Consider the following 25,071-nt stretch of genomic DNA (forward strand, 5'->3'; position numbering starts at 1 on the left):
GAGGCGGCATTATAGAGATGCCGCTCATATTGGCAAGCAATAAATGCGTTTTTTATTAAAAAAAGAGGTTAAGCGAAGACATTTCAACCAAGGGCTTATTTATACCACTTTCACCCCAAGTTTCGAACAAATTACCCACAACGACCTGTGGATAACTACTCTCCACTATCAAAAAAGTAAGATAAACGAGCCCTAGGGTTTAGATACTCTCGAACTTGTTCAGGTAATTTGCTTGGATGAACGGCATTAACGATTTTGATCTCTTTAATAAAGAGGTCAATGATCGGAGCTTGGGTTCTTGGCACGCTAGGATCATAGATAAGTACATTTGGATAAAGCATATGTTTAGCGTTAACGGATATCACAATCCCAATCGAGTCATTTGAAAGCTGTACTACAGTTCCTGGTGGATAGACTCCCATGAACTTAACTAACAGCCCCAAGTTATCTTGGCTATATAGATGCTTGCAGCTCTTATATAGGTGGGACAGTGCCAAATACGGGATCATTTGTTGAGATTGCGTTTTACCATGGCAAAGGTTATCAAATGCATTAGCCACGGCGACTATCTTGGCAAATTCATCAATCTCATGTTCTTTTAAGCCCTCGGGGTAGCCAGAACCATCATTCATCTCATGATGTTGAGCGATCACCTTTTTAGCACTTTCAGGAAAGTCATCAATTGCCGATACAATATCCGCACCGTATTTAGTATGAAGCTTCAGGTAGTTCTCTTCTGGCACCGTTAGTGCACTCTGCTTTCTTAGTATCGCGACTGGTATTTTGATCTTGCCTACATCGTGAAACAACGCTGCGAATGAGAGGTCTTTCAATTGCTGTGTGTTATAGCCTTTGGCCTTTCCTATCATCAGTGCAACAACCGAAACATTTAGAGTATGAAAGTAAATATCTTCGAAATCTGCTTTAGCATTCATAAGGTGCAAGGTGACGTTATCATCGCTCACTAGAGTTTCAACGATATCATCAACAAGAGCCTTAACCTCCCCTACCGCATCTAAAGGTCTGTTACGGATCTTGGTCATCACAGATCGCATTCGAGCAAGCGAACGTTCAAACTCTCTCTCACAATGACTCACCCTGCGGCGGTAAGAGCTAAGGGTTTCGATACGCTCATGCTTATCTTTCCACATTCTTTCCGTTTCAAGGCTTACCTGTGAATCAATATCGACTTCTTGTTCACCTACGTGATTAACAGGTAAAGGTGAGGTATCACTTTGACTCAGGTTTATATAGACGTGCTTAATCCCAAGATGTCGAATTACTTTTACTTGAGCGTCATCTTTGATTTTAAAGCTGTTGAATAAAAATGGGTGTTCATTCCATTTTACGGGGAGTCGTATATGCAGACCGGGCTGAATGCGATCTACGGTAATCTTTATGCTGCCCATTTTTATATATAATATTGATGATTAATCTCTATTTATAATTCTAATAAAACCAAGCAGCAATTTCACTATCCAATTTCACAGGCTCAACTTAAAGAGTCGCAGTGCACCATCCAGCGTATACCGAATTTATCTTCTACTTTGCCAAATCGAGCCCCCCAAAAAGTATCTGCGAGTGGAGTCATTATCCGCCCTCCCTTCTTGAGCTTTTCAAAGATTTGTTCTTGAGTCGCGGTATCTTCAGTCACAAGAGAGAGAGCGAGATTGTTGCCTTCAAGTTCTTTTGCCTTAACACCATCAGACATCATCAGCTTCATACCAAACGCTTCGAACTCAGCATGCATAACCCAATCAGGTTGAGCGCCCTCGATTACCTGTGGTGCATCACTAAAAAGCTGCTTAGATAAAACCACACCACCAAAGCACTTGTGATAAAAATCCAACGCTTCATTACAACGACCATCAAAAAACAAGTAAGGGGTTACTGTCAGCATATCTATCTCCTCTGTTAGTCCTTTAAACATAGACAATAGAAAAGAGAATGACAGGTAACATCATGATTTAAGATAATTAATTCATTATCAGATCGAATAGCGAAGGGAAATTATGAGATTTATGAGTGAAACATCAAGATCTGTCTGATTGAAGAGCAACTGCAACGACACGCCGGATTTCAAATTCACATACGTCCAAAACATAGAAAGGTCGCTATAAAAGCGACCTTTCTATGTTTGGTACCGATAGGCGGACTGATTGGACAGGCATTCTTGCCGCCACCGCGAAGGCAACGCTTCCTATATCCCAGATACAACAAAGCCCCGACTTTCGTCGAGGCTTTGTCATTTAAATATGGTACCGGTAGGCGGACTTGAACCGCCACGCCCGAAGGCAACGGATTTTGAATCCGTCGTGTATACCAATTTCACCATACCGGCATTATCTTGGGGCATTGCCCTTTCGATGTTTGGCATTATACGTATGCGAACTGATGTGGCAAGTATAAAAACTTGAATTCATGTGTGTTTGCCGATAATTTCGCCACTAAGTCATAAGCTGTGCGTCATGTCTCTTTTCAGGCTAAGCCTTAAACTATATTCTGACGCCTCAATTTTTAAAGAAGTAATAACACATGACATCAACAAACACTCTGCCACCAGCAGGAGTCATGCGCCGATTTGGTGCCTTGTTCTACGACGCTCTGATCGTAATCGCTATTGAAATGTTGGCGGCTGGCGTCATTGTCGCTCTACTGCACGCGCTCATGGCTCTCGGCATTTTTAACCACAGCGGTTATGCCGATGTTAGTGACTTCTTAACCAACCATCCGATTTGGAGCCCTGCATATACCTTTTACTTAGTCGCCGTTTGGGTATATTTCTTCGTGTTCTTCTGGACTAGAGCTGGTCAAACTCTCGGCATGAGAGCTTGGAAGCTGCGCGTTCAAAACAAAGATGGCTCAGCGCTCACAGTAACTCAGGCGCTGATTCGTTTAGGTACTTCAGGTTTTGGACTGGCAAACCTATGTGTTCCATTCGATCCTGAAAAACGTGGCTTTCACGATATCTGGGCAAAGACCGAAGTCGTTGTGTTACCACAAGCACGATAATGTGATTTAAGTTAGCTCCAATCAAGATCAAAAAAGGAAGGCGTTATGCCTTCCTTTTTACTATTTACAGTTTCCGCCTCAAGAGCATGATGGCAATTCCAAGGAACACCACGCTCGGGGCTATTGCGCCAAAGGCGGGTGGTATTTGATAAACCAAACTCACTGGGCCAAAGAACTCACTGGATATATAGAAGGTAAAGCCAGCAATAACACCTGACAAAATCCTCGCACCCATGGTCACACTACGCAAAGGACCAAAGATAAACGACAGTGCCATCAACATCATAACCGCGATCGAAATTGGCTGGGTTATCTTTCTCCACAGCGCCAATTCATAGCGTGATGCATCTTGCTCTGACGCCTTCAGATAAGAAACATAATCATACAACCCACTTAACGATAGCTCTTCTGGTTTAACCGTTACTATCGCCAACTTATCTGGAGCTAATGACGTTTCCCAAGAGTAAGTCGGTAAACTTTCTTTAGTAATTTGAAGTTCGTTTTCAAAAGACGTGATCTCTACATCCTTCATCGTCCACACGTTGTCTCCAACGTAATCAACTTCGTCAGAATAAATAGCGGTTTTAAGTGCCTTGTTTTCATCAAAGCGCCACATGTTCATTCCATATAGCTTCTGGTCATCGATTTTGACAATGAAGATGAAGTCATTGGCATCACGAGCCCAGACACCACTTTGCGTCGAAATAATATTACCACCAGCAATCGAGATAGTTCTTAAATCACGAGCCATTTTCTGCGCTTGCGGTGCTCCCCATTGACCAAGCAATGTCACCACGATCATCAGTGGAATAGCTGTTTTAAGTACTGATAGGCCGATATCTAACTTAGAGAAACCAGCTGCCTGCATAACGACAAGCTCAGAACTTGCAGCAAGCATACCAAGCCCTATCAATGCGCCAAGCAATGCAGCCATTGGAAAGAACATTTCGATATCACGAGGGATACTCAATAAAACGAAATACAGCGCTTGTAATAGATCGTATGTACCACGGCCAACTTTTCTTAGCTGTTCTACATATTTGATGATCCCAGAGAGACCAACAAACGTCACCAATACCAGTGACGTCGTTGCGATGATGGTTCTGCCTATATATAAATCGAGAATCTTAAACACGGCTTAAGCCAACCTCTTATTCTTGAATTTTTCTTTCAAACGCCTTACTGGCACGCTATCCATAAAGTTGGCACCAATCGCGACAAATAACAATAACGCATTGATTGGCCACATGCCGATTACCGCAGGAATGCTCCCCTCTTCGATTGAAGACTTGGTTGCACTGATTGCTAAGAAATAGGTGAGATAAATCAGTATTGCTGGGCCGATTTTCGCAAAACGACCTTGTCGAGGGTTTACCGCAGACAGTGGCACGACAAGCATGGTCAACAATGGAATACAAAGTACCAAAGAAATACGCCACTGCAACTCTGCTTTCGCACTATTATTTGAGTTACCAATCAGTTCAAGCGTAGGGATCGCTTCCCAGTCTCGACCTTTCTTCTCAACTTCACGCTGACCAATCAGGCCTTCGTATTCTTCAAAGTGCGTCACCCTGTAGTCGAGGCGAGTCGGAATGCCTTCATGACGAGTACCATCGTACATTACGATCACTTGGCGACCATCACTGAGCTCTTTTACATCACCTGACTTCGAGAACATCACACTTGGCAGTACAGAATCACGCGGACGCATTTGAGCTACGAACACGTTTTCTAACTTATTACCGTCGATATCATCAATAAACACGACAGAAGAGCCATCCGGCGTACCTTCAAACTTACCTTTTGGTAGCAAATCAACGCTGTTCTCTGCAGCTACTTCTTCATACATTTGTTCAACTTTGTCTTGTGACCAAGGAGATAACCAAAATGAGTTAAAGGCTGCAACAGATGCCGTAATTAAAGCGAGGTAAAGCGCAGATTGGATCAGGAATTTATTACCGATACCGGTGGCGTTCATGACCACTATTTCACTTTCAGCGTAAAGGCGGCCAAAAGTAAGCAAAATACCAATATAGATACTGAGTGGAAGCATCAATAGGCCCATCGCTGGCATATTTAAGCCAACAATCGACAATATAAGACTCGCAGGGATATCACCATCAGAGGCATCCGCTAAAACACTGATGAATTTTTGGCTGAGAAACACGAGAAAGAGAACAAAAAAGATCGCAAATTGGCTCTTGATTGTCTCGCGGATCAAATATCTAACAATAATCACGCTCAAATTACCTATACAAAACTTGTTTTTTTGATTGAATCACTATAATTTCCCGTTGAACCTTTTATTTTTTTAAATTTTTAGCTAAGTGTTAGCGTTCTTCTTTAAGGTTAGTTCCATTATAGGATCCAACAAGTAAGAACCCATTATCTAACATTTAGTTCGATTTGTCTTCAGGATGTAGGAGTACGCATGGAGTTCAGTGTAAAAAGTGGCAGCCCAGAGAAACAGCGCAGCGCATGTATCGTTGTCGGTGTATTCGAACCGCGCCGCCTTTCTCCAGTCGCCGAGCAATTAGATAAGATTAGCGATGGCTACATTAGTTCACTGCTTCGTCGCGGTGATCTAGAGGGTAAACCTGGCCAGATGCTACTACTGCATCAAGTACCTGGTGTACTTTCAGAACGTGTTCTACTGGTAGGCTGTGGTAAAGAACGTGAGCTAGGCGAGCGTCAATACAAAGAAATTATCCAAAAAACCATCAGTACACTAAACGAAACAGGTTCTATGGAAGCTGTATGTTTCCTTACAGAACTTCACGTTAAAGGTCGCGACACTTATTGGAAAGTTCGCCAAGCGGTAGAAGCGACTAAAGATGGTCTTTACACATTTGACCAATTCAAGAGCAACAAGCCAGAGACTCGTCGCCCACTACGTAAATTGGTATTCAATGTACCAACACGTCGCGAATTGAGCCTGGGTGAGAAAGCAATCTCTCACGGCCTTGCTATTGCTTCAGGTGTAAAAGCGTCTAAAGATCTAGGCAACATGCCACCAAACATCGCAAACCCTGCTTACCTTGCTTCTCAAGCTCGTCGTTTAGCCGACGATTACGAGACAGTGAAGACTAAGATCATTGGCGAAGAAGAGATGGAAAAACTGGGTATGACATCATACCTAGCAGTTGGCCGTGGCTCTAAAAATGAATCGATGATGTCTATCATGGAATACAAAGGCGCTCCGGATCCAGATGCGAAGCCGATTGTATTAGTAGGTAAAGGTCTGACTTTCGATTCAGGCGGTATCTCGCTTAAGCCTGGTGAAGGCATGGATGAGATGAAGTACGACATGTGTGGTGCGGCGTCTGTATTCGGTACAATGAAAGCACTGGCTAAGCTGAACCTGCCTATTAACGTGGTTGGTATCCTAGCCGGTTGTGAAAACATGCCGGGCAGCAATGCTTACCGTCCAGGTGATATCCTAACGACAATGTCAGGCCAAACGGTTGAAGTACTCAACACTGATGCTGAAGGTCGCTTGGTTCTATGTGATGCTCTAACTTACGTTGAGCGTTTTGAACCTGACTGTGTTGTCGATGTTGCTACGCTAACTGGCGCATGTGTTATCGCTCTAGGTCACCACATCAGTGGCGTTCTATCGAACCACAACCCACTTTCTCACGAACTTGTTAATGCTTCAGAGCAAGCAAGTGACCGTGCATGGCGTCTACCAATGGCAGACGAGTACCATGAGCAGCTAAACAGCCCATTCGCTGATATGGCGAACATCGGTGGCCGTCCTGGCGGCACAATCACTGCTGGTTGTTTCCTGTCTAAATTCACTAAGAAGTACCACTGGGCACACATCGACAGTGCTGGTACAGCTTGGAAGTCAGGCGCAGCGAAAGGCTCGACAGGTCGTCCTGTCTCAATGCTAGTCCAATTCTTATTGAACCGCAGCGGCCAAGAGACTGAAGAGCAATCTTCAAAATAATAAAAAGGGCCTACGGGCCCTTTTTTAATAAGCGCTATTTGTTAGACCCTGTTAACCAAGTAACATTGATATCCACGATTTTCAGTTCGAGTATTAAGTATGCAGACTGCTACATTTTACATTGTGCCTTCAGACAGCCCGCAAGCCAGCGAAGATGGTTTTGCTCACTATGTGCTGTTTCTTGCTCAGCACTTTGCAAAACAAGGCGCTAAACTTTATCTCAACTGTAATGACAAAGAGCATGCCGAGCGTATTGCTGAAGTTTTCTGGCAAGTCGAACCCTGTGATTTTATTGCGCACAACTTGGTTGGCGAAGGCCCGAAGTATTCAACCAACATCGAAATTGGCTATCAAGGCGTAAAACATAATTGGAATCGTCAGCTAGTAATTAATCTGGCCGATAATCATACAACCTTTGCGAACGCCTTTGCTCAGGTGATAGACTTCGTCCCTTGCGAAGAAAAAGCTAAGCAACTCGCTCGAGAAAGGTATAAAATTTACCGTCAAGCTAGATATCAGCTACAAACTATCGAGATTCAACATCCATAGTCAAACCTCATAGTTAAAGCTATCTTTGGATTTAGATTCAAGAAGCTTCACTTATGAAGTTTGACCACGATTAACCATTCACAGTATCCGTTTAAGAGCACTATGGAAAAGACATACAACCCAACATCAATCGAACAAGCTCTGTATAAGACTTGGGAAGAGAAAGGCTACTTTAAGCCACACGGTGACACATCAAAAGAAGCTTACAGCATCATGATCCCGCCACCGAACGTCACTGGCAGCCTACACATGGGTCACGCGTTCCAAGATACGATCATGGATACGCTTATCCGTGCTCAACGTATGAAAGGCAAAAACACGCTTTGGCAAGTGGGTACTGACCACGCAGGTATCGCAACTCAAATGGTTGTTGAGCGTAAGATTGCTGCCGAAGAAGGCAAAACAAAACACGACTACGGCCGTGAAGCTTTCATCGACAAGATCTGGGAATGGAAAGGCGAATCAGGTGGCACGATCACTCAACAACTTCGTCGTCTTGGTGCATCTGTAGATTGGGATCGTGAACGATTCACTATGGATGACGGCCTATCGGCTGCGACTCAAGAAGTGTTTGTTCGTCTATACGAAGAAGACCTAATCTACCGTGGTAAACGTCTAGTAAACTGGGATCCTAAACTGCACACTGCAATCTCGGATCTTGAAGTTGAAAACAAAGACAAAAAAGGTTTCATGTGGCACTTCCGCTACCCGCTAGCGAACGGTGTTAAAACGGCAGATGGTAAAGACTACATCGTTGTTGCGACTACTCGTCCTGAAACCATGCTTGGCGATACTGGTGTTGCTGTTAACCCAGAAGATCCTCGTTACAAAGATCTTATCGGCAAAGAAATCCTACTTCCTGTTGTAAACCGTCTTATCCCTATCGTAGGCGATGAGCACGCAGACATGGAAAAAGGCACGGGTTGTGTGAAGATCACTCCAGCTCATGACTTTAACGATTACGAAGTGGGTAAGCGCAACAACCTACCAATGATCAACATCCTAACGTTCAATGCTGATATCCGTGATGCTGCTGAAGTCTTCACGACTAACGGCGAAGAAAGCGATGTTTACTCAACAGGTATCCCTGCTAAGTACCAAGGTATGGAGCGTTTTGCTGCACGTAAAGCTATCGTTGCTGAATTCGATGAGCTTGGTCTTCTTGAAGAGATCAAAGATCACGACCTGACTGTCCCTTACGGCGACCGTGGTGGCGTGGTTATCGAACCAATGCTGACTGACCAATGGTACGTGCGCACAGCACCTCTTGCAGAACCTGCAGTTAAAGCGGTTGAAGATGGTCAAATCCAATTCGTACCTAAGCAGTACGAAAACATGTACTTCGCGTGGATGCGTGACGTACAAGACTGGTGTATCTCTCGTCAACTTTGGTGGGGCCACCGTATCCCAGCATGGTACGACAACGATGGTAAAGTTTACGTAGGTCGCACTGAAGAAGAAGTTCGTGAAAAGAACAACCTAGCGCCTGTTGTTGTGCTTAAGCAAGACGACGACGTACTGGATACTTGGTTCTCTTCTGCACTTTGGACGTTCGGCACACAAGGCTGGCCTGAAGATACTGAAGCACTGAAAACATTCCACCCATCTGAAGTACTAGTATCTGGTTTTGATATTATCTTCTTCTGGGTTGCTCGTATGATCATGATGACCATGCACTTCGTGAAAGACGAAGATGGCAAGGCTCAAGTACCTTTCAAAACTGTTTACATGACAGGTCTTATCCGTGATGAAAACGGCGATAAGATGTCTAAGTCGAAAGGTAACGTACTTGACCCAATCGACATGATTGACGGCATCGGCCTTGAAGAGCTAGTAGAGAAGCGTTGTGGCAACATGATGCAACCTAAACTGGCTGCTAAGATCGAAAAGAACACACGTAAAACATTCGAAAACGGTATCGAACCCTACGGTACTGACGCACTGCGTTTCACTCTTGCTGCTATGGCTTCAACTGGCCGTGACATCAACTGGGACATGAAGCGTCTTGAAGGTTACCGTAACTTCTGTAACAAGCTATGGAACGCAAGCCGTTACGTACTGATGAACACAGAAGAGCACGACTGTGGCATGTCACTGTCTGTAGAAGACCGTGCAAACATGGAATTCTCTCTAGCCGATAAGTGGATTGAGTCTCAGTTTGAAGTTGCAGCGAAAGAGTTTAATGCTCACCTAGACAACTACCGTCTAGACATGGCAGCAAACACGCTTTACGAATTCATCTGGAACCAATTCTGTGACTGGTACTTAGAGCTAACTAAACCTGTTCTTTGGAAAGGTACTGAAGCTCAACAACAAGCGACTCGTTACACGCTTATCACGGTTCTTGAGAAGACTCTGCGTCTTGCTCACCCTGTTCTTCCTTACATCACTGAATCTATCTGGCAGAGCGTTAAGCCGCTAGTAGACGGCGTTGAAGGCGAGACAATCATGACTCAAGCGCTTCCTCAGTTTAATGAAGCTAACTTCAATGCTGAGATCGTTGACGACATCGAATGGGTTAAGACTTTCATCACTGCTATCCGTAACCTACGTGCGGAATACGACATTGCACCAAGCCAAGGCTTAGAAGTAATGATCAAGGTTGCTGATGAGAAAGATGCCGCTCGTATCGAAGCGAACAAGATCGTTCTTACTTCTCTAGCTAAGCTAGACGATATTAAAGTTCTAGCAGACGGCGAAGCGACTCCAGCTTGTGCAACTAAACTGGTTGGCAAATCTGAGTTGATGATCCCAATGGCGGGTCTTATCGACAAAGATGCAGAGCTTGCTCGTCTAGATAAAGAAGTCGCTAAGACTCACGGCGAGATTAAACGTATCGAAGGTAAGCTAGGTAACGAAGGTTTCGTTGCTAAAGCACCAGAAGCAGTTATCGCGAAAGAGCGTGAAAAGCTTGAAGGCTACAAGGAAACTCTTGTTAAGCTTGAAGAGCAAAAAGCGACAATCGCTGCGCTTTAAAACCGAGTGAACGAGAAGGCTTCAAACTTCTCGGTCTAAATAGAAAGGTTGGTCTTGGTGACCAGCCTTTTTTTATGTCCCTGATTCCAATATTCCAATGCTTCTCACTCTAGCCGCACTGATTGATAGGTTTCATCTATCAAATTAATCTCTACTTCCCATTATACTTAATGATAATAATTCTCAATAATAGACCTATCAAAACAACACAACGACTGAGTAATTATCATGAAAAAGACACTAACCTTTGCTGCATTACATTTTACTATCGCATTTAGTGTCGCTTATGTACTAACAGGCGACATCTTAATTGGTAGCTTAATCGCTATGATTGAGCCCTCTGTGAATACTGTTGCCTTCTATTTTCATGAAAAGGCGTGGGCTCAAGTTCCAGCTCTTAAAGCTCGCCAGTGGATGACCAAATTAAAAACAGCAAGCTTTGCTACCATCCACTTTAGTGTTGCCTTTACCGTTGTCTACTTGTTGACTGGAGATGCTTTCATAGGCGGCGTGATGGCTTTGCTAGAGCCAACTTTAAATACCGTTGCTTACTACTTCCACGAGAAAGTCTGGTTACGTAAATCAGGCGACCAAATGGCACAACAACAATTCTGTTTGCACCAACATGCTTAGTCACCATATATTGGGTCACATATTAGTGACCCTTTCATAGGCAGATCATGGAACAAATTGCTGAGTTCACCCTTAGACCCATTACACCGCAAGACAACCCAAGCATCGCACAAATCATTCGCCAAGTTTCGGCTGAGCATGGACTCACAGAAGATAAAGGTTATGGCGTAGCCGACCCAACACTCGATGATATGTACTCTGTCTATAGCCAAGCGAATGCAATGTACTGGGTTATCGAACACAACGGAAAGATCGTCGGAGGCGGTGGCTTTGCCCCTCTAGCAGGTAAACCCAATGTGTGTGAGCTACAAAAGATGTACTTCTTACCGCAAACTCGAGGGCATGGCCTAGCCAAGCGAATTGTCGCTTTGAGCTTAAAGCAAGCCAAGCAACTTGGGTATCAACACATGTATTTAGAAACGACGAAGTGCTTGGGTGCTGCGGTCAAACTCTATGAGAAGCTTGGGTTTGAGCATCTTGAGTCAGCTTGGGGAGAAACAGGCCACGACGCTTGTGAGGTTGTCATGGCCAAGTCGTTATAAGCAGAATGCGCCGCTATAGCGAAAGAAGATAACGCTAAAATATACGGAGTTAACGTAGAAAGTTACTGACGCAAGAAGTTGGGTTCAAGGCAACAAAAGAACTCTCTTCTTGCCCATCAAGTACCACTTCTAATGGGTATAGATACTTGGGGTTAGGATTCTCAATATCAAAAATGATAGGAGCTTCGACCTGGAACACGACGCCAGTATGTTCAGCGCGTACATCAATCGGCATCACGAGAGTCATACCATTAAACTTGATGGATGCCGATACTAACCCCGCCTTTAGCGTTTGATAGATAACATCCACTTTAAACTCACAGCCACCACCGTGGTGCCAGATCTGCTCTGTGACAACTTGCTCTAGCTTGACGTTTCGAACGAACTGCAGGTATGGCGCTTGCCAAATCCCGATGCGTGAATCAGATTTAGCGATAGCCTGTGAAGATACAGAGTCATCCATGTCTTCTTCAAGCAATAGGCTCTCCTCTTCTTCAAGGAAAAGGATCTCGAAACGGTTTCGGCCGGACTGCATATAAGGACGGATATCTTTACGGTATTCAGCTTGGCTACCATCACAATCAAAAACAGCCACACCATTAAGTCGAACTTCAGCAAAATAATCGACTCCAGCCATCACTAACTCAACAAATGGACACGCTAACATAGCGTCATCCACTTCGATGTCGTGCATCAGGTGCCACTCTTGCTCTGCAATTTGACTTTCACTCAAGCTATCAGGGAGCTTTGAGCTTAACGGAGCCGGAAAGGTGATGTCATCTTGTGGGATAGAGAGATCCGTCAGTGGCGAAATTTGCCAAAGACCATCGAGAAGCAACCGCATATCATTCCTTGAGCTAGATCAATTTTGACCGCATTATAATGAATGAATGCATATAAAGACATTTATTTTTCTGAGGGTAAAAAAATGCCAGCTCGAGGCTGGCATTTTTTAAAATTGGGAAAGAATTACTCTTCGCCTTCATCATCTTCGTCTGGGTAGATAGCATCTTCACCTTCGTAGTAAGTGCCCCAACCGTCGTAGATAATGTCAAACTTCTCTGCAAGGTTTACAAGCTTCTCAACTTGCTCATCAATCGCTTCTGCATTCAGAGTACATTGCATCGTTGCATCACAACAAAGTAGCTTATTGCCATCTTCGTCTTCTGTCTCTTCAGCTTCAAGCACTTCAAAGCCCATTTTGAATGCTTCAACAACCGCTTTCTCAAGCACATCGAAATCTTCAGCAAATAGGTGATGCTCGATATCGTATAGAGCTTCAGGATCGCTACCATCTTCAATTAATGCTGTAATGATGTCGCGAGTCTCTTCCTTTTGAAATTCAATTAATTCCGCTACTGATAGATATTCATCTTCGTGAGACATGTGTCTGCTCCAGAGTGTTGACTATGAAAAGATCAAATTTGATTGCCACGAAATATGGCACGGATCGTCCAGAAAAGCCACCCAGATCAGGCCTAGAAAGGTAAGTTTATCGCGAGATCGCAGCGCCAATATCAATTCAAAAGTGAAATCAAAATCACAGAAACAAATTTTCAACATTTTATTAACCAACGTGTGTTTTAGCATTTCATTTTTATTGTTACTTTTCGCCTTACTTCTCTAAAACTGAGTGGTTAGTCATATCAAATGCATACTGACGATCACTTCATTGGTGCATAAGATCTCATTTAAAAGTAGATAATTGCATAAATTTTGAATGAAAAATCATGTTCACCAAGCAAAATGGATTATCGAATTACTGAAATTTGAGCATAGAACCGCAAAAAGTTTGTTCTAGCATTGAGTCTTTCAATTGGATTTTAATATTGCTAATTTTCAATTAATTAGCATTAAAAACCAATAACTGAGAAATAACACAACCTTTACACAATTTTCAAAACTTGCATATTACGAACAAGCTTGTCATAAATAGACGCTGGATTAATAGTAAGGATGCAAAATGAGTAAGCTGTACGTTGGCTCCGAAGTCGGTCAATTAAGACGAGTTCTCCTAAATCGACCTGAAAGGGCACTCACCCACCTCACCCCTTCTAACTGTCATGAGTTACTCTTTGATGATGTACTTGCAGTAGAAGCCGCAGGTGAAGAACACGATGCCTTTGCGACAACACTTCGTAACCAAGACGTTGAAGTGTTATTACTGCATGACCTACTGGTTGAGACTCTCGCTGTGGCTCAAGCTCGTGAGTGGCTACTGACTACTCAAATCTCTGATTTCCGTTACGGCCCTACATTCGCACGTGATTTAAGAGAATACCTTGCTCAAATGGACAATGAGCACTTGGCTACGATCCTACTTGGTGGTTTAGCCTACTCTGAGCTTCCTATTAAATCTTCTTCAATGCTACCGAAGATGCACCGCCCACTTGATTTTGTTATTGAGCCGCTGCCCAACCATCTATTTACCCGCGATACTTCTTGCTGGGTTTATGGCGGTGTCTCTCTTAACCCTATGATGATGCCTGCTCGTCAACGAGAAACGAATCACTTGCGAGCAATTTACCGCTGGCACCCTGTATTCGCAGGCCAAGATTTCATTAAGCACTTTGGTGATGAAGATCTTCACTATGACAACGCGAATATTGAAGGTGGAGATGTTCTGGTTATCGGTAAAGGTGCGGTACTGGTTGGTATTTCAGAGCGTACGAAACCACAAGGTGTCGAAAACCTAGCGGCTAGCCTATTTAGATCAGGCCAAGCGAGCGAAGTGATTGCGATCGATCTACCAAAACACCGCTCTTGTATGCACCTTGATACGGTGATGACACACATGGATATCGACACGTTCTCTGTCTATCCAGAGATCGTTCGTAAAGACCTCGACACTTGGCGCTTAACGCCAAAAGAAAACGGCGAAATGCGTGTCGAGAAAGCTGAAAACTACCTGTCAGCGATTGAAGGCGCACTAGGCCTTGATCAACTGAAGATCATCACTACCGGCGGTGATAACTACGAAGCTGAGCGTGAACAGTGGAATGACGCTAACAACGTACTGACAGTGAAACCTGGTACCGTGATTGGTTATGAGCGTAATGTTTACACCAATGAGAAATACGACAAAGCGGGTATCGAAGTTCTAACGATTCCTGGCAACGAGCTAGGCCGTGGTCGTGGCGGCGCGCGCTGTATGAGTTGCCCTATCGAAAGAGACGGTATCTAAGTCAAAGAGCTCAGTCAAACAGACTCAATAGTCTTATCTAGGCCAGTATTCATTTACTGGCCTTTTTTATCAAATTAATAAAATAAATATTCACAAATATAGCATTTTTATGTTTAACTAAGTTCTTCATTGATTCTATATACGCAAGGAGCGAGAGATGGCCTTTAATCTTCGCAATCGTAACTTTCTAAAACTTCTCGACTTTACTCCTAAAGAGATTCAGTTTTTACTCGACCTGTCTGCTGACCTAAAAAAAGCTAAGTATGCAGGCACTGAGCAGAAGAAACTCAACGGCAAAAACATTGCTTTGATCTTCGAGAAAGCATCAACTCGAACACGATGTGCGTTTGAAGTGGCCGCCTTTGATCAAGGTGCTCAAGTCTCTTACCTTGGCCCTTCTGGTTCTCAGATTGGTCAAAAAGAATCAATGAAAGATACGGCGCGTGTATTGGGACGCATGTACGATGGCATTGAATATCGTGGCTTTGGCCAAAGTATCGTTGAAGACTTAGGCGCTTATGCGGGCGTGCCGGTTTGGAATGGCTTAACCGATGAGTTCCACCCTACTCAGATCTTGGCTGATTTCCTCACTATGCTTGAGCATGGCCGCGGGAAGCATCTACACCAAATCAGCTTTGCTTATCTAGGCGATGCACGCAATAACATGGGTAACTCTCTGTTAGTCGGAGCCGCGAAGATGGGCATGGATATTCGCCTTGTCGCGCCAAAAGCCTTTTGGCCAGAAGAGCAGCTTGTTGAAGAGTGCCAAACCATTGCGCAAAACACTGGCGCAAAAATCACGTTAACTGAAGACGTTGCTGAAGGCGTGAAAGGTTGTGATTACCTATACACCGATGTTTGGGTTTCGATGGGCGAAGCCCCTGAAGCTTGGGACGAACGTGTGGCGGTAATGAAACCATACCAAGTGAATATGGATGTCATTAAGCTAACTGGTAACCCTCAAGTGAAGTTCATGCACTGCCTACCCGCTTTCCACAACAATGAAACTGTGATTGGTCAGCAAGTCTCTGACAAGTATGGAATGAACGGCTTGGAAGTGACTGACGAAGTGTTTGAATCTGACTACTCGATTGTATTTGATGAAGCTGAAAATCGCATGCACACCATCAAGGCGGTGATGGTCGCGACGCTTGGTCAATAGACAATAATGAAAGTAAACAAAAGCTTGATGTAATCGCTTGCGCTCACAAATTGAAAGCGTATAATTCTCGGCAATTTGTCTGAGAGTAGTGAAAATGACGCCAAGCAATGTTGTGATAAAACATAATGATATTGTGAAAACACATAGTAATATTGTGAAAACACCAAATATTGCTCGTAAGCTAAGATGCTTACCAGGCCGTCTATTCTGCTTTTCAGCACTTTTTTAAAGCCTCCCATTATGGGGGGCTTTTTTATGGCCAATACATTATTGTGGGGAAGAAGATCATGGCGAATTCGCTCTATCAAAAGCACATCATCTCAATTCCAGAGCTTTCTCGTGAAGAGCTAGAATTAATTGTTCAAACGGCAGGTCAGCTAAAGGCTGAGCCAAACCCAGAACTCATCAAGAACAAAGTTGTTGCCAGCTGCTTCTTCGAACCTTCTACGCGAACTCGTCTCTCTTTTGAAACTGCGATTCAACGCATCGGTGGTGATGTGATTGGTTTCGACAGTGGTGGTAACACTTCTTTGGCAAAGAAAGGCGAAACGCTAGCGGACTCGGTACAGGTTATCTCTTCATACGTTGACGCTTACGTGATGCGTCACCCTCAAGAAGGCGCAGCGCGTCTGGCTTCTGAGTTCTCAAACGGTGTACCTGTTATTAACGCAGGTGACGGCGCAAACCAACACCCAACACAAACGTTACTAGACCTATTCTCTATCGCTGAGACACAAGGCCGCCTCGACAACCTAAACGTTGCATTCGTTGGTGACCTTAAGTACGGCCGTACGGTTCACTCATTGACTCAAGCACTAGCGAAGTTCGACAACATCTGTTTCTACTTCGTGGCTCCAGAAGCTCTAGCGATGCCAGACTACATTTGCGAAGAGCTTGATGAAGCGGGCATCAAGTACCAACTATTGACGGACATGGAAGATGTGATTCCTGAGCTCGATGTCTTGTACATGACTCGAGTTCAAAAAGAGCGCTTCGATGAGTCAGAATACGCGCACATAAAATCCGCATACATCCTGACCGCTTCGATGCTGGAAAATGCACGCGATAACCTGAAGGTTCTGCACCCTCTTCCTCGCGTTGATGAAATTACTGTCGATGTCGATAAAACACCTTACGCTTACTACTTCCAGCAAGCAGAGAATGGTGTTTACGCCCGTGAAGCATTGCTAGCCCTTGTTCTTAACGAAACGCTGTAGAGGAGAGATATAATGTCTAAAGAGACTCAATTAAAAGTTGAAGCAATCAGAAACGGTACTGTTATCGACCATATCCCAGCCAATATCGGGATCAAGGTTCTAAAACTGTTCGACATGCACAATTCTCATCAGCGCGTGACGATTGGCCTGAATCTACCGTCTTCTGCACTAGGCGGAAAAGACCTGCTCAAGATTGAGAATGTGTTTATCACAGAAGAACAGGCGAGCAAGCTGGCACTTTATGCGCCTCACGCAACAGTGAATCAAATCGAAGATTACGAAGTGGTTAAGAAACTACCACTAGAACTTCCTGAGCAAATCAACGATGTGTTCGAGTGTCCAAACACCAACTGTATTACTCACAATGAACCGGTTGAAAGTAGCTTTAAGATCTTTGAAAAGAAAGAAGATATTCGATTGAAGTGTAAGTATTGCGAAAAAGTCTTCTCTCGCGAGATCGTAACAGAAAGATAACGTCATACGGCAAAGCAGACCGAATGTAAAAACTATCAAATACCTCGCCTGTGCGGGGTATTTTGCGCTTTACCTATCCAAAGTTTGAAGGCACACTGAAAATTGATTTTTATCTAATAACTGATGGAATAAACCAATGACTAAAGTACTTCACACAGAATCTGCTCCAGCTGCAATCGGCCCATACGTACAAGGCGTTGACCTTGGCAACATGGTACTGACTTCTGGTCAAATCCCAGTAAATCCAGCAACTGGTGAAGTATCTGCTGATATCGCAGAGCAAGCTCGCCAATCTCTAGACAACGTTCAAGCGGTTGTTGAAGCTTCAGGCCTGACTGTAAAAGACATCGTAAAACTAACGGTATTCGTTAAAGACCTAAACGACTTCGGCACAGTAAACGAAGTTTACGGTAAATTCTTCGATGAGCACGGCGTTGCAAACTACCCTGCACGTTCATGTGTTGAAGTAGCTCGTCTGCCAAAAGATGTAGGTATCGAGATCGAAGCTATTGCGGTTCGCAAATAGGTTTTAATCTTTAGATTAAACACCTTCTAATAAACGACTTAGCGTAATACTGGGTGTTTATTAGATACAAAAAAAGGTTGCCCAGTTGGCAACCTTTTTTATTGTTCATCGTTTCGCTTAGATAATTACTTTTTATTAAGCTCAACCACTTCTTTGTCTAACTCTTCAAGTTTCGCAGCCATCTGCTCACGAGCTAGGTTAGCCAGTTCACGAACATTAGACTTGTCGTAGCCTTCAGTGCTGATTGGTGGCAGCATTTCAACAATCACGTGACCATTGTTCCAACGGTTTAGCTTCACGCCACCGGTTGAGCTACACACGATAGGGATGATAGGCAAGCCAGCACCAATCGCAGCATGGAATGCACCTGTTTTGAATGGCAGCAGACCACGGCCACGAGAACGAGTGCCTTCAGGGAACATCCAAACTGAAACATCGCTCTCTTTTAGACTCGTCACGACCTGATCAATCGTACCTACCGCTTTGCTACGGTTAGCACGGTCAATTAGGATGTTACCCGTCAACCAGTAAAGCTGACCAAATAGAGGCATCCACACTAGGCTTTTCTTACCAACAGTTACCACTTTTGGCGTTACCGCTGATGAAATCGTGAATAGATCCCAGCTGTTTTGGTGGTTCGCCACATAAACATGTTGGCCGCGAGAGTAGGCATCTTCTGGGATGCGAAGCTCTAACTTCATGCCGAAGATCTTCGACATGCGACCGAAATAACGGCCAAAGGTAAATACGTGTTTCGGGTTGCGTGGACTTAATAGGCAGTAACCACAACCAAATACAAACATAAGAATCGCAAATATCGCCACTGCGAAAATACGTAATATTGCTATCATTTTGTTCCTCACCGACCGCCAAGTTGATTCATCTATTCGCGCAAAAATGAGCAATAGATTTACTCGCGGTAAATACAACTATAAAAAAGCCGAAACCAAGGTTCCGACTTTTATGTTTTCATCTTACTGATTCATGAATCCACTAACCTAGGTTAGTTCGACTCACTAAATCGTGTAATGTTTGCGCCTAAGGCTGACAATTTATCTTCAATCTTATCGTAGCCACGATCGATGTGATAAATACGGTCAACGATGGTTTCACCTTGAGCAATACAGCCAGCAATAACAAGGCTCGCAGATGCGCGAAGGTCCGTTGCCATTACTTGAGCGCCGCTCAGTTTTTCCGTTTCACCACAGATAGCCGTGTTTCCTTCGATTTCCGCTTTTGCACCCATTCGCTGTAACTCAGGAATGTGCATAAAACGGTTTTCAAAGATAGTCTCAGTGATAACACCACTGCCCTTCGCCATCATGTTAAGCAGAGTAAACTGTGCTTGCATGTCGGTTGGGAAACCAGGGTGAGGTGCCGTTACGATTTTCACCGCTTTCAGTTCACGACCCGTCATATCAAGACTGATCCAGTCTTCGCCCGTTTCAACCTTCGCACCCGCTTCTTCAAGCTTCGCTAAGGCAGCTTCAAGAAGATGAGCGTTGGTGTTGCGACAAACCACTTTACCGCCAGAAACAGCAGCAGCAACCAGGAAAGTACCTGTTTCAATACGGTCAGCAACCACAGAGTGTTGGCCACCACCAAGACGTTCAACGCCTTCGATAGTAATCGTATCTGTACCTGCGCCAGAAATTTTAGCACCCAGTTTGTTTAGGAAGTCAGCCGTATCAACAATCTCAGGCTCACGCGCTGAGTTATCGAGTACTGTTGTTCCTTCCGCTAGCGTTGCTGCACACATGATAGTAATGGTGGCACCCACACTTACTTTATCCATCACGATGTGCGCGCCTTTCAGACGGCCATCAACACTTGCTTTCACATAGCCATCTTCCAACTTAATGGTCGCACCTAGTTGCTCTAGGCCGTGGATATGCAGATCAACAGGTCGAGCACCAATTGCACAACCGCCTGGAAGTGACACTTGGCCTTCACCAAAACGAGCGACTAGAGGACCTAAAGCCCAGATAGAAGCACGCATTGTTTTCACTAAATCGTAAGGCGCACAAAATTCATTAATTTCGCTGCCATCAACATGAACACTACCATTACGCGATACTTTTGCGCCTAAACGCTTAAGCAGTTCCATCGTAGTATCGATGTCACGTAGGTGAGGAACGTTACTTACTTCCACTGGCTCTTCAGCAAGAATTGAAGCAAATAAGATAGGTAGCGCTGCATTTTTTGCGCCTGAGATCGTCACTTCACCGCTTAGCGGCTTATCCGATCCAATAACTCGAAACTTTTCCATCATAAACCTTAAAGTGACATCAGTTTCTTATCACGTTCCCACTCTTCCGGCGTGAAAGCCTTAATAGAAAGAGCATGGATGTCATTGCGTTGAATGTATTCCATTAGTGGGCCGTAGATTAGTTGCTGCTTCTTAACTCGATTCATGCCGTCAAAACATGGATCAACCGCAACAACTTCGTAATGACTGCCTTCCCCTTTCACGAAAATTTCCTGAAGGTTCAGTGCTTCTGCTAATAATTCTTGTACTTTTGTGCTGTCCACAAATAGCTCCTGCCTAATTTTTTATGTGTTCTGCCATCATTGGCTGGATATTGCTCAATTGGAACAACGTTCGTAATTGTTCTGGCACGAAACTGAGCATTATATGACAGTTTTGATTTTTTGCATGCTCTAATAAGTGAATTAGCATCACCATTCCTGCTGAATCGACTCGATTTATATGGCTAAGGTCAATTTCAACGCTCGATTCCGTCGTTTGCCACTTTTCCAATATACGCCAGATTGCAGGGACACTGTCTCGGTCTAAATCACCGAACAGTTGATACTCTTTAGAGCTTAGTGCTTGCCATTGAGAATGGCTCATTATTTGTTACTCTCAAAACGAATCGGTTGTGCGGCTAATTTCTCTAGTTCGTCTGCAACTTGTAAGATGCCTTCTTGACGAATCTTAGTATTCCACTCCGATTGCTTGCTCGACAACAAGCTAATACCTTCGGCAACCATATCAAATGCTTTCCACTCGCCAGATTTCTTGTCTTTGCGAAGCTTAAATTCAAGCTTAATGTTTGGTCGCGGCGTATCGATGATGTCGACCTTGATACTGGTAATGCGGCTATCCGCTTTGATTTTTGGTTCTGGACCAAATTCAATCGTCTGATCTGTGTATTGAGTCAGCACTTGGGCATAAGAAGAAACAAGGTATTTACGGAATGAATCGATAAACACGCCCACGTCTTTTCTATCCGCGCCTTTCAAGTTTGGTCCAAGTAACTTAAGAGCTGCATATTGTGCATTCACATAAGGCATCAACTCTTCTTCCACGATGACCTTCAATAACTCTGGATCTTGGTGGATGTTGTCTTGTTCACTCTTCAAACGCTCAAATGCCACTTCGGCAACTTGAGTCATCATCTGGTAAGGCTGAGTACGGTCAATCGATTCTGCAGCAAAGGCTTGGGTAGAAATAAGCAACGCCATTGCCGCCATAAACATTGATTTCAAGTAACCAATAGCTTTTAAATAACTAATAGTTTTCAACATTATCTTATTCCTTAGCTTCGCTGTCATTAGAACCACCAACGCTATACAGCACTTGGCCAATCAAATCTTCTAGTACCAATGCTGACTTAGTGTCTTCAATTGAATCACCATCGACCAACATCTCTTCATCATCAAAAATGAAGCCTGGAACCAGACTAATGTACTGCTCACCAATTAAGCCAGATGTTAAAATTTGAGCACTAGAGGTATCTGGAAATTGTGAGTACTTCCCGTCAATAGACAGTTCAACGACAGGAAGGTAGCTCTCGGTATCAAGCTCAATGCTTTTAACTCGTCCAACAACGACGCCACCCACTTTCACTGGAGAACGAACTTTTAGGCTGCCAATGTTGTCAAAGGTCGCTTTTAGATTGTAAGTATGGTTCGAACCTATGCCTTTTACGTCAGCGACTTGAAAGATCATGATTAAGATTGCGCAAATTCCGGCAATAACAAAGGTGCCGACCCATAATTCTAATTTTCGAGTTTGTTGCATGATTAATTCCCAAACATCAATGCGGTAAGAACAAAATCTAGCCCTAGTACCGCTAGAGAAGAGTGCACTACAGTGCGTGTGGTTGCCTGACTGATACCTTCTGAAGTCGGTACTGCGTCATAACCATTGAAAAGTGCGATCCAAGTTACGGTGATAGCGAAGACCATACATTTGATCATGCTGTTACCAATATCTCGGCCAAGTTCTACTGAAGACTGCATCGCAGACCAGAAACTGCCGTGATCAATGCCTTTCCAATCAACACCAACCAGTTGACCGCCCCAAATACCTACCGCCATAAAAATCATAGCAAGCAATGGCATTGAGATAAGCCCGGCCCAAAGACGTGGTGCAATAATGCGTTTAAGAGGGTCAACGGCCATCATCTCAAGGCTTGAGATCTGCTCTGTTGCCTTCATTAACCCAATCTCTGCCGTGAGTGCTGAACCGGCTCGACCTGCAAATAATAACGCAGTCACCACAGGCCCCAACTCACGTAACAGTGAAAGCGCGACCATTTGACCAAGGTTTCCCTCAGCGCCGTAGTCAATTAACACGACATAGCCCTGCAGGCTGAGCACCATGCCGATAAACAGACCCGAAACTAAAATAATAGCCAATGACTGAACGCCAACGCTATAAAGTTGTTTTACTAATAAGGGGAAGTTTTTTAGTCGCGGGATGCCAAACAAAGCCCCAAATAACATCAGGCTTGCTCGACCAAATGACTCACAGCTCGCAAGTGTACGCTTACCGACACCCGCAATAGTTTTAACAATCATATTAAAACAAATCCTTTTCTAAGCTCTTCGCAGGGAATCTAAATGGTACTGGACCATCGGCTTCGCCTTGCAAAAATTGCTGCACTCTCGGATCGCTATTGTTGTACAACTCATCAGGTGTTCCAGCGGCAATAATCTTGCTATCTGCCATGAGGTAAACCCAATCAGCAATACTCATCACCTCTGGCACATCGTGAGAAACAACAATCGAGGTTAAGCCCAAGGCTTGATTGAGATTTCGTATCAATTCAACCAATACGCCCATGGTGATGGGATCTTGGCCAACAAACGGCTCATCGTACATGATAAGTTCTGGATCCAGTGCGATTGCGCGCGCCAGTGCGGCACGCCTAGCCATTCCGCCAGACAACTCACTCGGCATCAATTGCGCAGCACCACGTAATCCTACCGCTTCAAGCTTAAGTAATACGATGGTACGAATGAATTTTTCATTAAGTTCAGTGTGCTCTCGCAGCGGAAACGCCACATTATCAAAGACATTGAGATCCGTAAAAAGCGCACCCGATTGGAATAGCATGCTCATTTTCTTACGTGCTTGATACAGCTTTCGGCGTGATAATGCAGGGATATTGTCACCATCAAACCAAACTTCGCCTTCATCTGGCGGCAGTTGCCCACCGATCAAACGCAGTAAAGTCGTTTTGCCGATCCCAGACGGCCCCATGATGGCGGTTATCTTGCCTTGAGGCACCTCTAAACTGATGTCATCAAAGATAACGCGGTCACCGCGTGAGAAGCTGAGGTTCTTAACTTTCACAAGCTCAGTGTTCAACATATTTTTGTTGTTTCCTTGCTTTAAAAAACGCCAATTATGGCTGCAATAATAATGAGTCTACTTTAGAATTAAAAGCACTGTTCAATTAATTCATATTAAACAGGAATCTATGCAGGGATTTGAAAGCATTAGGAAATTATCTATTGATCTCTCTTTCTTGCCTGCTAACTGGTAATTAATTTGCCGAGTGACTTCCCTTTTATCTAGCAACAGGTCAAAATTAGCGGTTAATTCTCCGTTTTTATTAATTTTTTAGGAATCATCATGCTTGAAGCGATTGCGTTTCTTATTATCGGTCTAGGTTTTTTGGTGTGGAGTGCAGATAAGCTGGTTTACGGTGCCGCTGCTCTTGCTCGCAACTTCGGTATTTCACCACTAGTTATCGGTATGACGATCTTAGCAATGGGGTCTTCGGCTCCTGAAATGATGGTTTCTGCGACAGCAGCCCTTGATGGCAAAACAGATACAGCTGTAGGCAACGTACTGGGCTCTAACATCGCCAACATCGCGCTGATTTTAGGTATTACAGCCCTTATCAAGCCGTTATCGATTAGCTCAGGCGTGATTCGTCGTGAACTACCATTAATGATCGGTGTCACTCTGCTAGCGGGCGCCCTATTGTGGGATAACCATTTAGGCTTCTATGAAGGCGTGTTGTTGTTTGTTCTTTTTGCCGCGTTTTTGTTTGCTATGTTGCAAATCAGCCGCAGCGAGAAAAAGAACGGCGATGCTTTCCTTGATGAGCAAGAATCAGAGATCCCTGAAGGCGTAAGTAACCCTAAGGCTGCAATGTGGGTCGTGATTGGTCTAATCGTCCTACCTTTAGCTGCTGATATGCTGGTAGATAACGCTGTGATCATCGCGAAGTTCTTCGGCATGAGCGACCTTGTCATTGGTTTAACCATCATTGCTGTTGGTACTAGCCTTCCTGAACTTGCAGCATCACTAGCCGGCGTTATGAAGGGTGAAGATGATATGGCTGTAGGTAATATCATTGGTTCAAACGTATTCAACATCCTTGCTGTTATGGGTATCCCGGGCATCCTAAACCCTTCGATCTTGAGCGAGTTCGCTATGGGTCGTGACTTCTGGGTAATGCTAGGCGTATCGCTACTACTTGTTGTGATGGCACTAGGAAAATCTCGTAGTGTGAATCGTATTGAAGGCGGCGTGTTAATTGTGACGTTCGTGGCCTACCAAAGTTACCTATTAATGAACATGTCGGCTTAATTGTTGATT

General features: G+C 44.2%; 26 protein-coding genes and 1 tRNA gene. 12 read left to right on the forward strand and 15 right to left on the reverse strand.

What is annotated here, in order from left to right; all coding sequences use genetic code 11:
* Window positions 1-155 precede the first annotated feature (155 nt).
* The 3 genes from AB4486_RS11840 to AB4486_RS11850 all read right to left on the reverse strand — a co-directional run bounded on the left by AB4486_RS11840 (window position 156) and on the right by AB4486_RS11850 (window position 2,341).
* A complete protein-coding gene (locus tag AB4486_RS11840) occupies window positions 156-1,409 on the reverse strand; it encodes an HD-GYP domain-containing protein (RefSeq protein WP_017063746.1) in 1,254 nt (417 codons plus the stop codon).
* 83 nt (window positions 1,410-1,492) lie between these two features.
* Window positions 1,493-1,900 (reverse strand): VOC family protein, encoded by a 408-nt coding sequence (locus tag AB4486_RS11845; protein ID WP_017055297.1) that lies wholly within the window; start codon window positions 1,898-1,900, stop codon window positions 1,493-1,495.
* A gap of 356 nt (window positions 1,901-2,256) precedes the next feature.
* Window positions 2,257-2,341: transfer RNA gene (locus tag AB4486_RS11850), tRNA-Leu, on the reverse strand.
* Window positions 2,342-2,535: 194 nt separating this feature from the next.
* On the opposite strand from AB4486_RS11850, the gene AB4486_RS11855 reads away from it, so the two are divergent.
* Window positions 2,536-3,012, forward strand: a complete 477-nt coding sequence (locus AB4486_RS11855; RefSeq protein ID WP_102394274.1) for an RDD family protein — start codon at window positions 2,536-2,538, stop codon at window positions 3,010-3,012.
* 64 nt (window positions 3,013-3,076) lie between these two features.
* Here the strand turns inward: AB4486_RS11855 and lptG are convergent, their stop codons facing one another.
* Entirely contained in the window at window positions 3,077-4,147 is a 1,071-nt protein-coding gene (gene lptG, locus AB4486_RS11860; RefSeq protein WP_017058938.1) for an LPS export ABC transporter permease LptG, read from the reverse strand.
* Between the two features lie 3 nt (window positions 4,148-4,150).
* Window positions 4,151-5,251, reverse strand: a complete 1,101-nt coding sequence (lptF, locus tag AB4486_RS11865; RefSeq protein ID WP_017058937.1) for an LPS export ABC transporter permease LptF — start codon at window positions 5,249-5,251, stop codon at window positions 4,151-4,153.
* Window positions 5,252-5,443: 192 nt separating this feature from the next.
* Between lptF and pepA the strand changes: the two genes are divergently transcribed.
* From pepA to AB4486_RS11890, 5 genes are all read left to right on the forward strand, one after another.
* Complete coding sequence (gene pepA / locus AB4486_RS11870; RefSeq protein WP_017058936.1) at window positions 5,444-6,964, forward strand: leucyl aminopeptidase; 1,521 nt, start codon at window positions 5,444-5,446, stop codon at window positions 6,962-6,964.
* A gap of 99 nt (window positions 6,965-7,063) precedes the next feature.
* A complete protein-coding gene (locus AB4486_RS11875; protein ID WP_017066664.1) occupies window positions 7,064-7,513 on the forward strand; it encodes a DNA polymerase III subunit chi in 450 nt (149 codons plus the stop codon).
* Between the two features lie 102 nt (window positions 7,514-7,615).
* A complete protein-coding gene (locus AB4486_RS11880) occupies window positions 7,616-10,489 on the forward strand; it encodes a valine--tRNA ligase (RefSeq protein WP_372117241.1) in 2,874 nt (957 codons plus the stop codon).
* Between the two features lie 228 nt (window positions 10,490-10,717).
* Window positions 10,718-11,122, forward strand: a complete 405-nt coding sequence (locus tag AB4486_RS11885; RefSeq protein WP_017058933.1) for a DUF2061 domain-containing protein — start codon at window positions 10,718-10,720, stop codon at window positions 11,120-11,122.
* Window positions 11,123-11,169: 47 nt separating this feature from the next.
* Complete coding sequence (locus AB4486_RS11890; RefSeq protein WP_017066666.1) at window positions 11,170-11,664, forward strand: GNAT family N-acetyltransferase; 495 nt, start codon at window positions 11,170-11,172, stop codon at window positions 11,662-11,664.
* A 49-nt stretch (window positions 11,665-11,713) separates the two neighbouring features.
* On the opposite strand, the gene AB4486_RS11895 is transcribed toward AB4486_RS11890, so the two are convergent.
* Complete coding sequence (locus AB4486_RS11895; RefSeq protein WP_017058931.1) at window positions 11,714-12,508, reverse strand: glycosyl hydrolase 2 galactose-binding domain-containing protein; 795 nt, start codon at window positions 12,506-12,508, stop codon at window positions 11,714-11,716.
* Between the two features lie 125 nt (window positions 12,509-12,633).
* Window positions 12,634-13,050 (reverse strand): ribonuclease E inhibitor RraB, encoded by a 417-nt coding sequence (rraB, locus tag AB4486_RS11900; RefSeq protein WP_017058930.1) that lies wholly within the window; start codon window positions 13,048-13,050, stop codon window positions 12,634-12,636.
* 577 nt (window positions 13,051-13,627) lie between these two features.
* Here rraB and arcA point away from each other — a divergent pair.
* The 5 genes from arcA to AB4486_RS11925 all read left to right on the forward strand — a co-directional run bounded on the left by arcA (window position 13,628) and on the right by AB4486_RS11925 (window position 18,227).
* The gene (gene arcA, locus AB4486_RS11905; protein WP_372117243.1) at window positions 13,628-14,848 is read left to right on the forward strand and encodes an arginine deiminase; all 1,221 of its coding nucleotides are present in this window, start codon (window positions 13,628-13,630) and stop codon (window positions 14,846-14,848) included.
* Window positions 14,849-15,005: 157 nt separating this feature from the next.
* Window positions 15,006-16,010: an ornithine carbamoyltransferase gene (locus tag AB4486_RS11910; protein ID WP_017063738.1), complete on the forward strand. Its 1,005-nt coding sequence runs from the start codon at window positions 15,006-15,008 to the stop codon at window positions 16,008-16,010.
* 287 nt (window positions 16,011-16,297) lie between these two features.
* Window positions 16,298-17,227, forward strand: coding sequence for an aspartate carbamoyltransferase (gene pyrB, locus AB4486_RS11915; protein WP_012604860.1), 930 nt, complete (start codon window positions 16,298-16,300; stop codon window positions 17,225-17,227).
* A gap of 12 nt (window positions 17,228-17,239) precedes the next feature.
* Window positions 17,240-17,701, forward strand: coding sequence for an aspartate carbamoyltransferase regulatory subunit (gene pyrI / locus AB4486_RS11920; protein ID WP_017058927.1), 462 nt, complete (start codon window positions 17,240-17,242; stop codon window positions 17,699-17,701).
* A 136-nt stretch (window positions 17,702-17,837) separates the two neighbouring features.
* On the forward strand, window positions 17,838-18,227 hold the full coding sequence (locus AB4486_RS11925) for a RidA family protein (protein ID WP_004735319.1): 390 nt from the start codon (window positions 17,838-17,840) through the stop codon (window positions 18,225-18,227).
* Between the two features lie 125 nt (window positions 18,228-18,352).
* Here the strand turns inward: AB4486_RS11925 and AB4486_RS11930 are convergent, their stop codons facing one another.
* From AB4486_RS11930 to mlaF, 8 genes are all read right to left on the reverse strand, one after another.
* Window positions 18,353-19,078 (reverse strand): 1-acylglycerol-3-phosphate O-acyltransferase, encoded by a 726-nt coding sequence (locus AB4486_RS11930; RefSeq protein ID WP_017058926.1) that lies wholly within the window; start codon window positions 19,076-19,078, stop codon window positions 18,353-18,355.
* A 152-nt stretch (window positions 19,079-19,230) separates the two neighbouring features.
* Window positions 19,231-20,496, reverse strand: a complete 1,266-nt coding sequence (gene murA / locus AB4486_RS11935; protein WP_017058925.1) for a UDP-N-acetylglucosamine 1-carboxyvinyltransferase — start codon at window positions 20,494-20,496, stop codon at window positions 19,231-19,233.
* An 8-nt stretch (window positions 20,497-20,504) separates the two neighbouring features.
* A complete protein-coding gene (gene ibaG, locus AB4486_RS11940) occupies window positions 20,505-20,759 on the reverse strand; it encodes a BolA family iron metabolism protein IbaG (RefSeq protein WP_017058924.1) in 255 nt (84 codons plus the stop codon).
* 13 nt (window positions 20,760-20,772) lie between these two features.
* The gene (locus AB4486_RS11945; RefSeq protein ID WP_017058923.1) at window positions 20,773-21,081 is read right to left on the reverse strand and encodes a lipid asymmetry maintenance protein MlaB; all 309 of its coding nucleotides are present in this window, start codon (window positions 21,079-21,081) and stop codon (window positions 20,773-20,775) included.
* Complete coding sequence (locus AB4486_RS11950) at window positions 21,081-21,710, reverse strand: phospholipid-binding protein MlaC (RefSeq protein WP_120459707.1); 630 nt, start codon at window positions 21,708-21,710, stop codon at window positions 21,081-21,083. The genes AB4486_RS11945 and AB4486_RS11950 overlap by 1 nt, the downstream gene beginning before the upstream one ends.
* Window positions 21,711-21,762: 52 nt before the next feature.
* A complete protein-coding gene (gene mlaD / locus AB4486_RS11955; RefSeq protein ID WP_017058921.1) occupies window positions 21,763-22,254 on the reverse strand; it encodes an outer membrane lipid asymmetry maintenance protein MlaD in 492 nt (163 codons plus the stop codon).
* Between the two features lie 2 nt (window positions 22,255-22,256).
* A complete protein-coding gene (gene mlaE / locus AB4486_RS11960) occupies window positions 22,257-23,036 on the reverse strand; it encodes a lipid asymmetry maintenance ABC transporter permease subunit MlaE (protein WP_017058920.1) in 780 nt (259 codons plus the stop codon).
* Window position 23,037: 1 nt separating this feature from the next.
* Window positions 23,038-23,832 (reverse strand): phospholipid ABC transporter ATP-binding protein MlaF, encoded by a 795-nt coding sequence (gene mlaF, locus AB4486_RS11965; RefSeq protein WP_017058919.1) that lies wholly within the window; start codon window positions 23,830-23,832, stop codon window positions 23,038-23,040.
* 264 nt (window positions 23,833-24,096) lie between these two features.
* On the opposite strand from mlaF, the gene AB4486_RS11970 reads away from it, so the two are divergent.
* Window positions 24,097-25,062, forward strand: a complete 966-nt coding sequence (locus AB4486_RS11970) for a calcium/sodium antiporter (RefSeq protein ID WP_017063737.1) — start codon at window positions 24,097-24,099, stop codon at window positions 25,060-25,062.
* Window positions 25,063-25,071 lie beyond the last annotated feature (9 nt).

This window comes from Vibrio sp. 10N.222.55.C6 (genome assembly GCF_041473395.1).
GTDB classification, from domain to species: domain Bacteria; phylum Pseudomonadota; class Gammaproteobacteria; order Enterobacterales; family Vibrionaceae; genus Vibrio; species Vibrio crassostreae_C.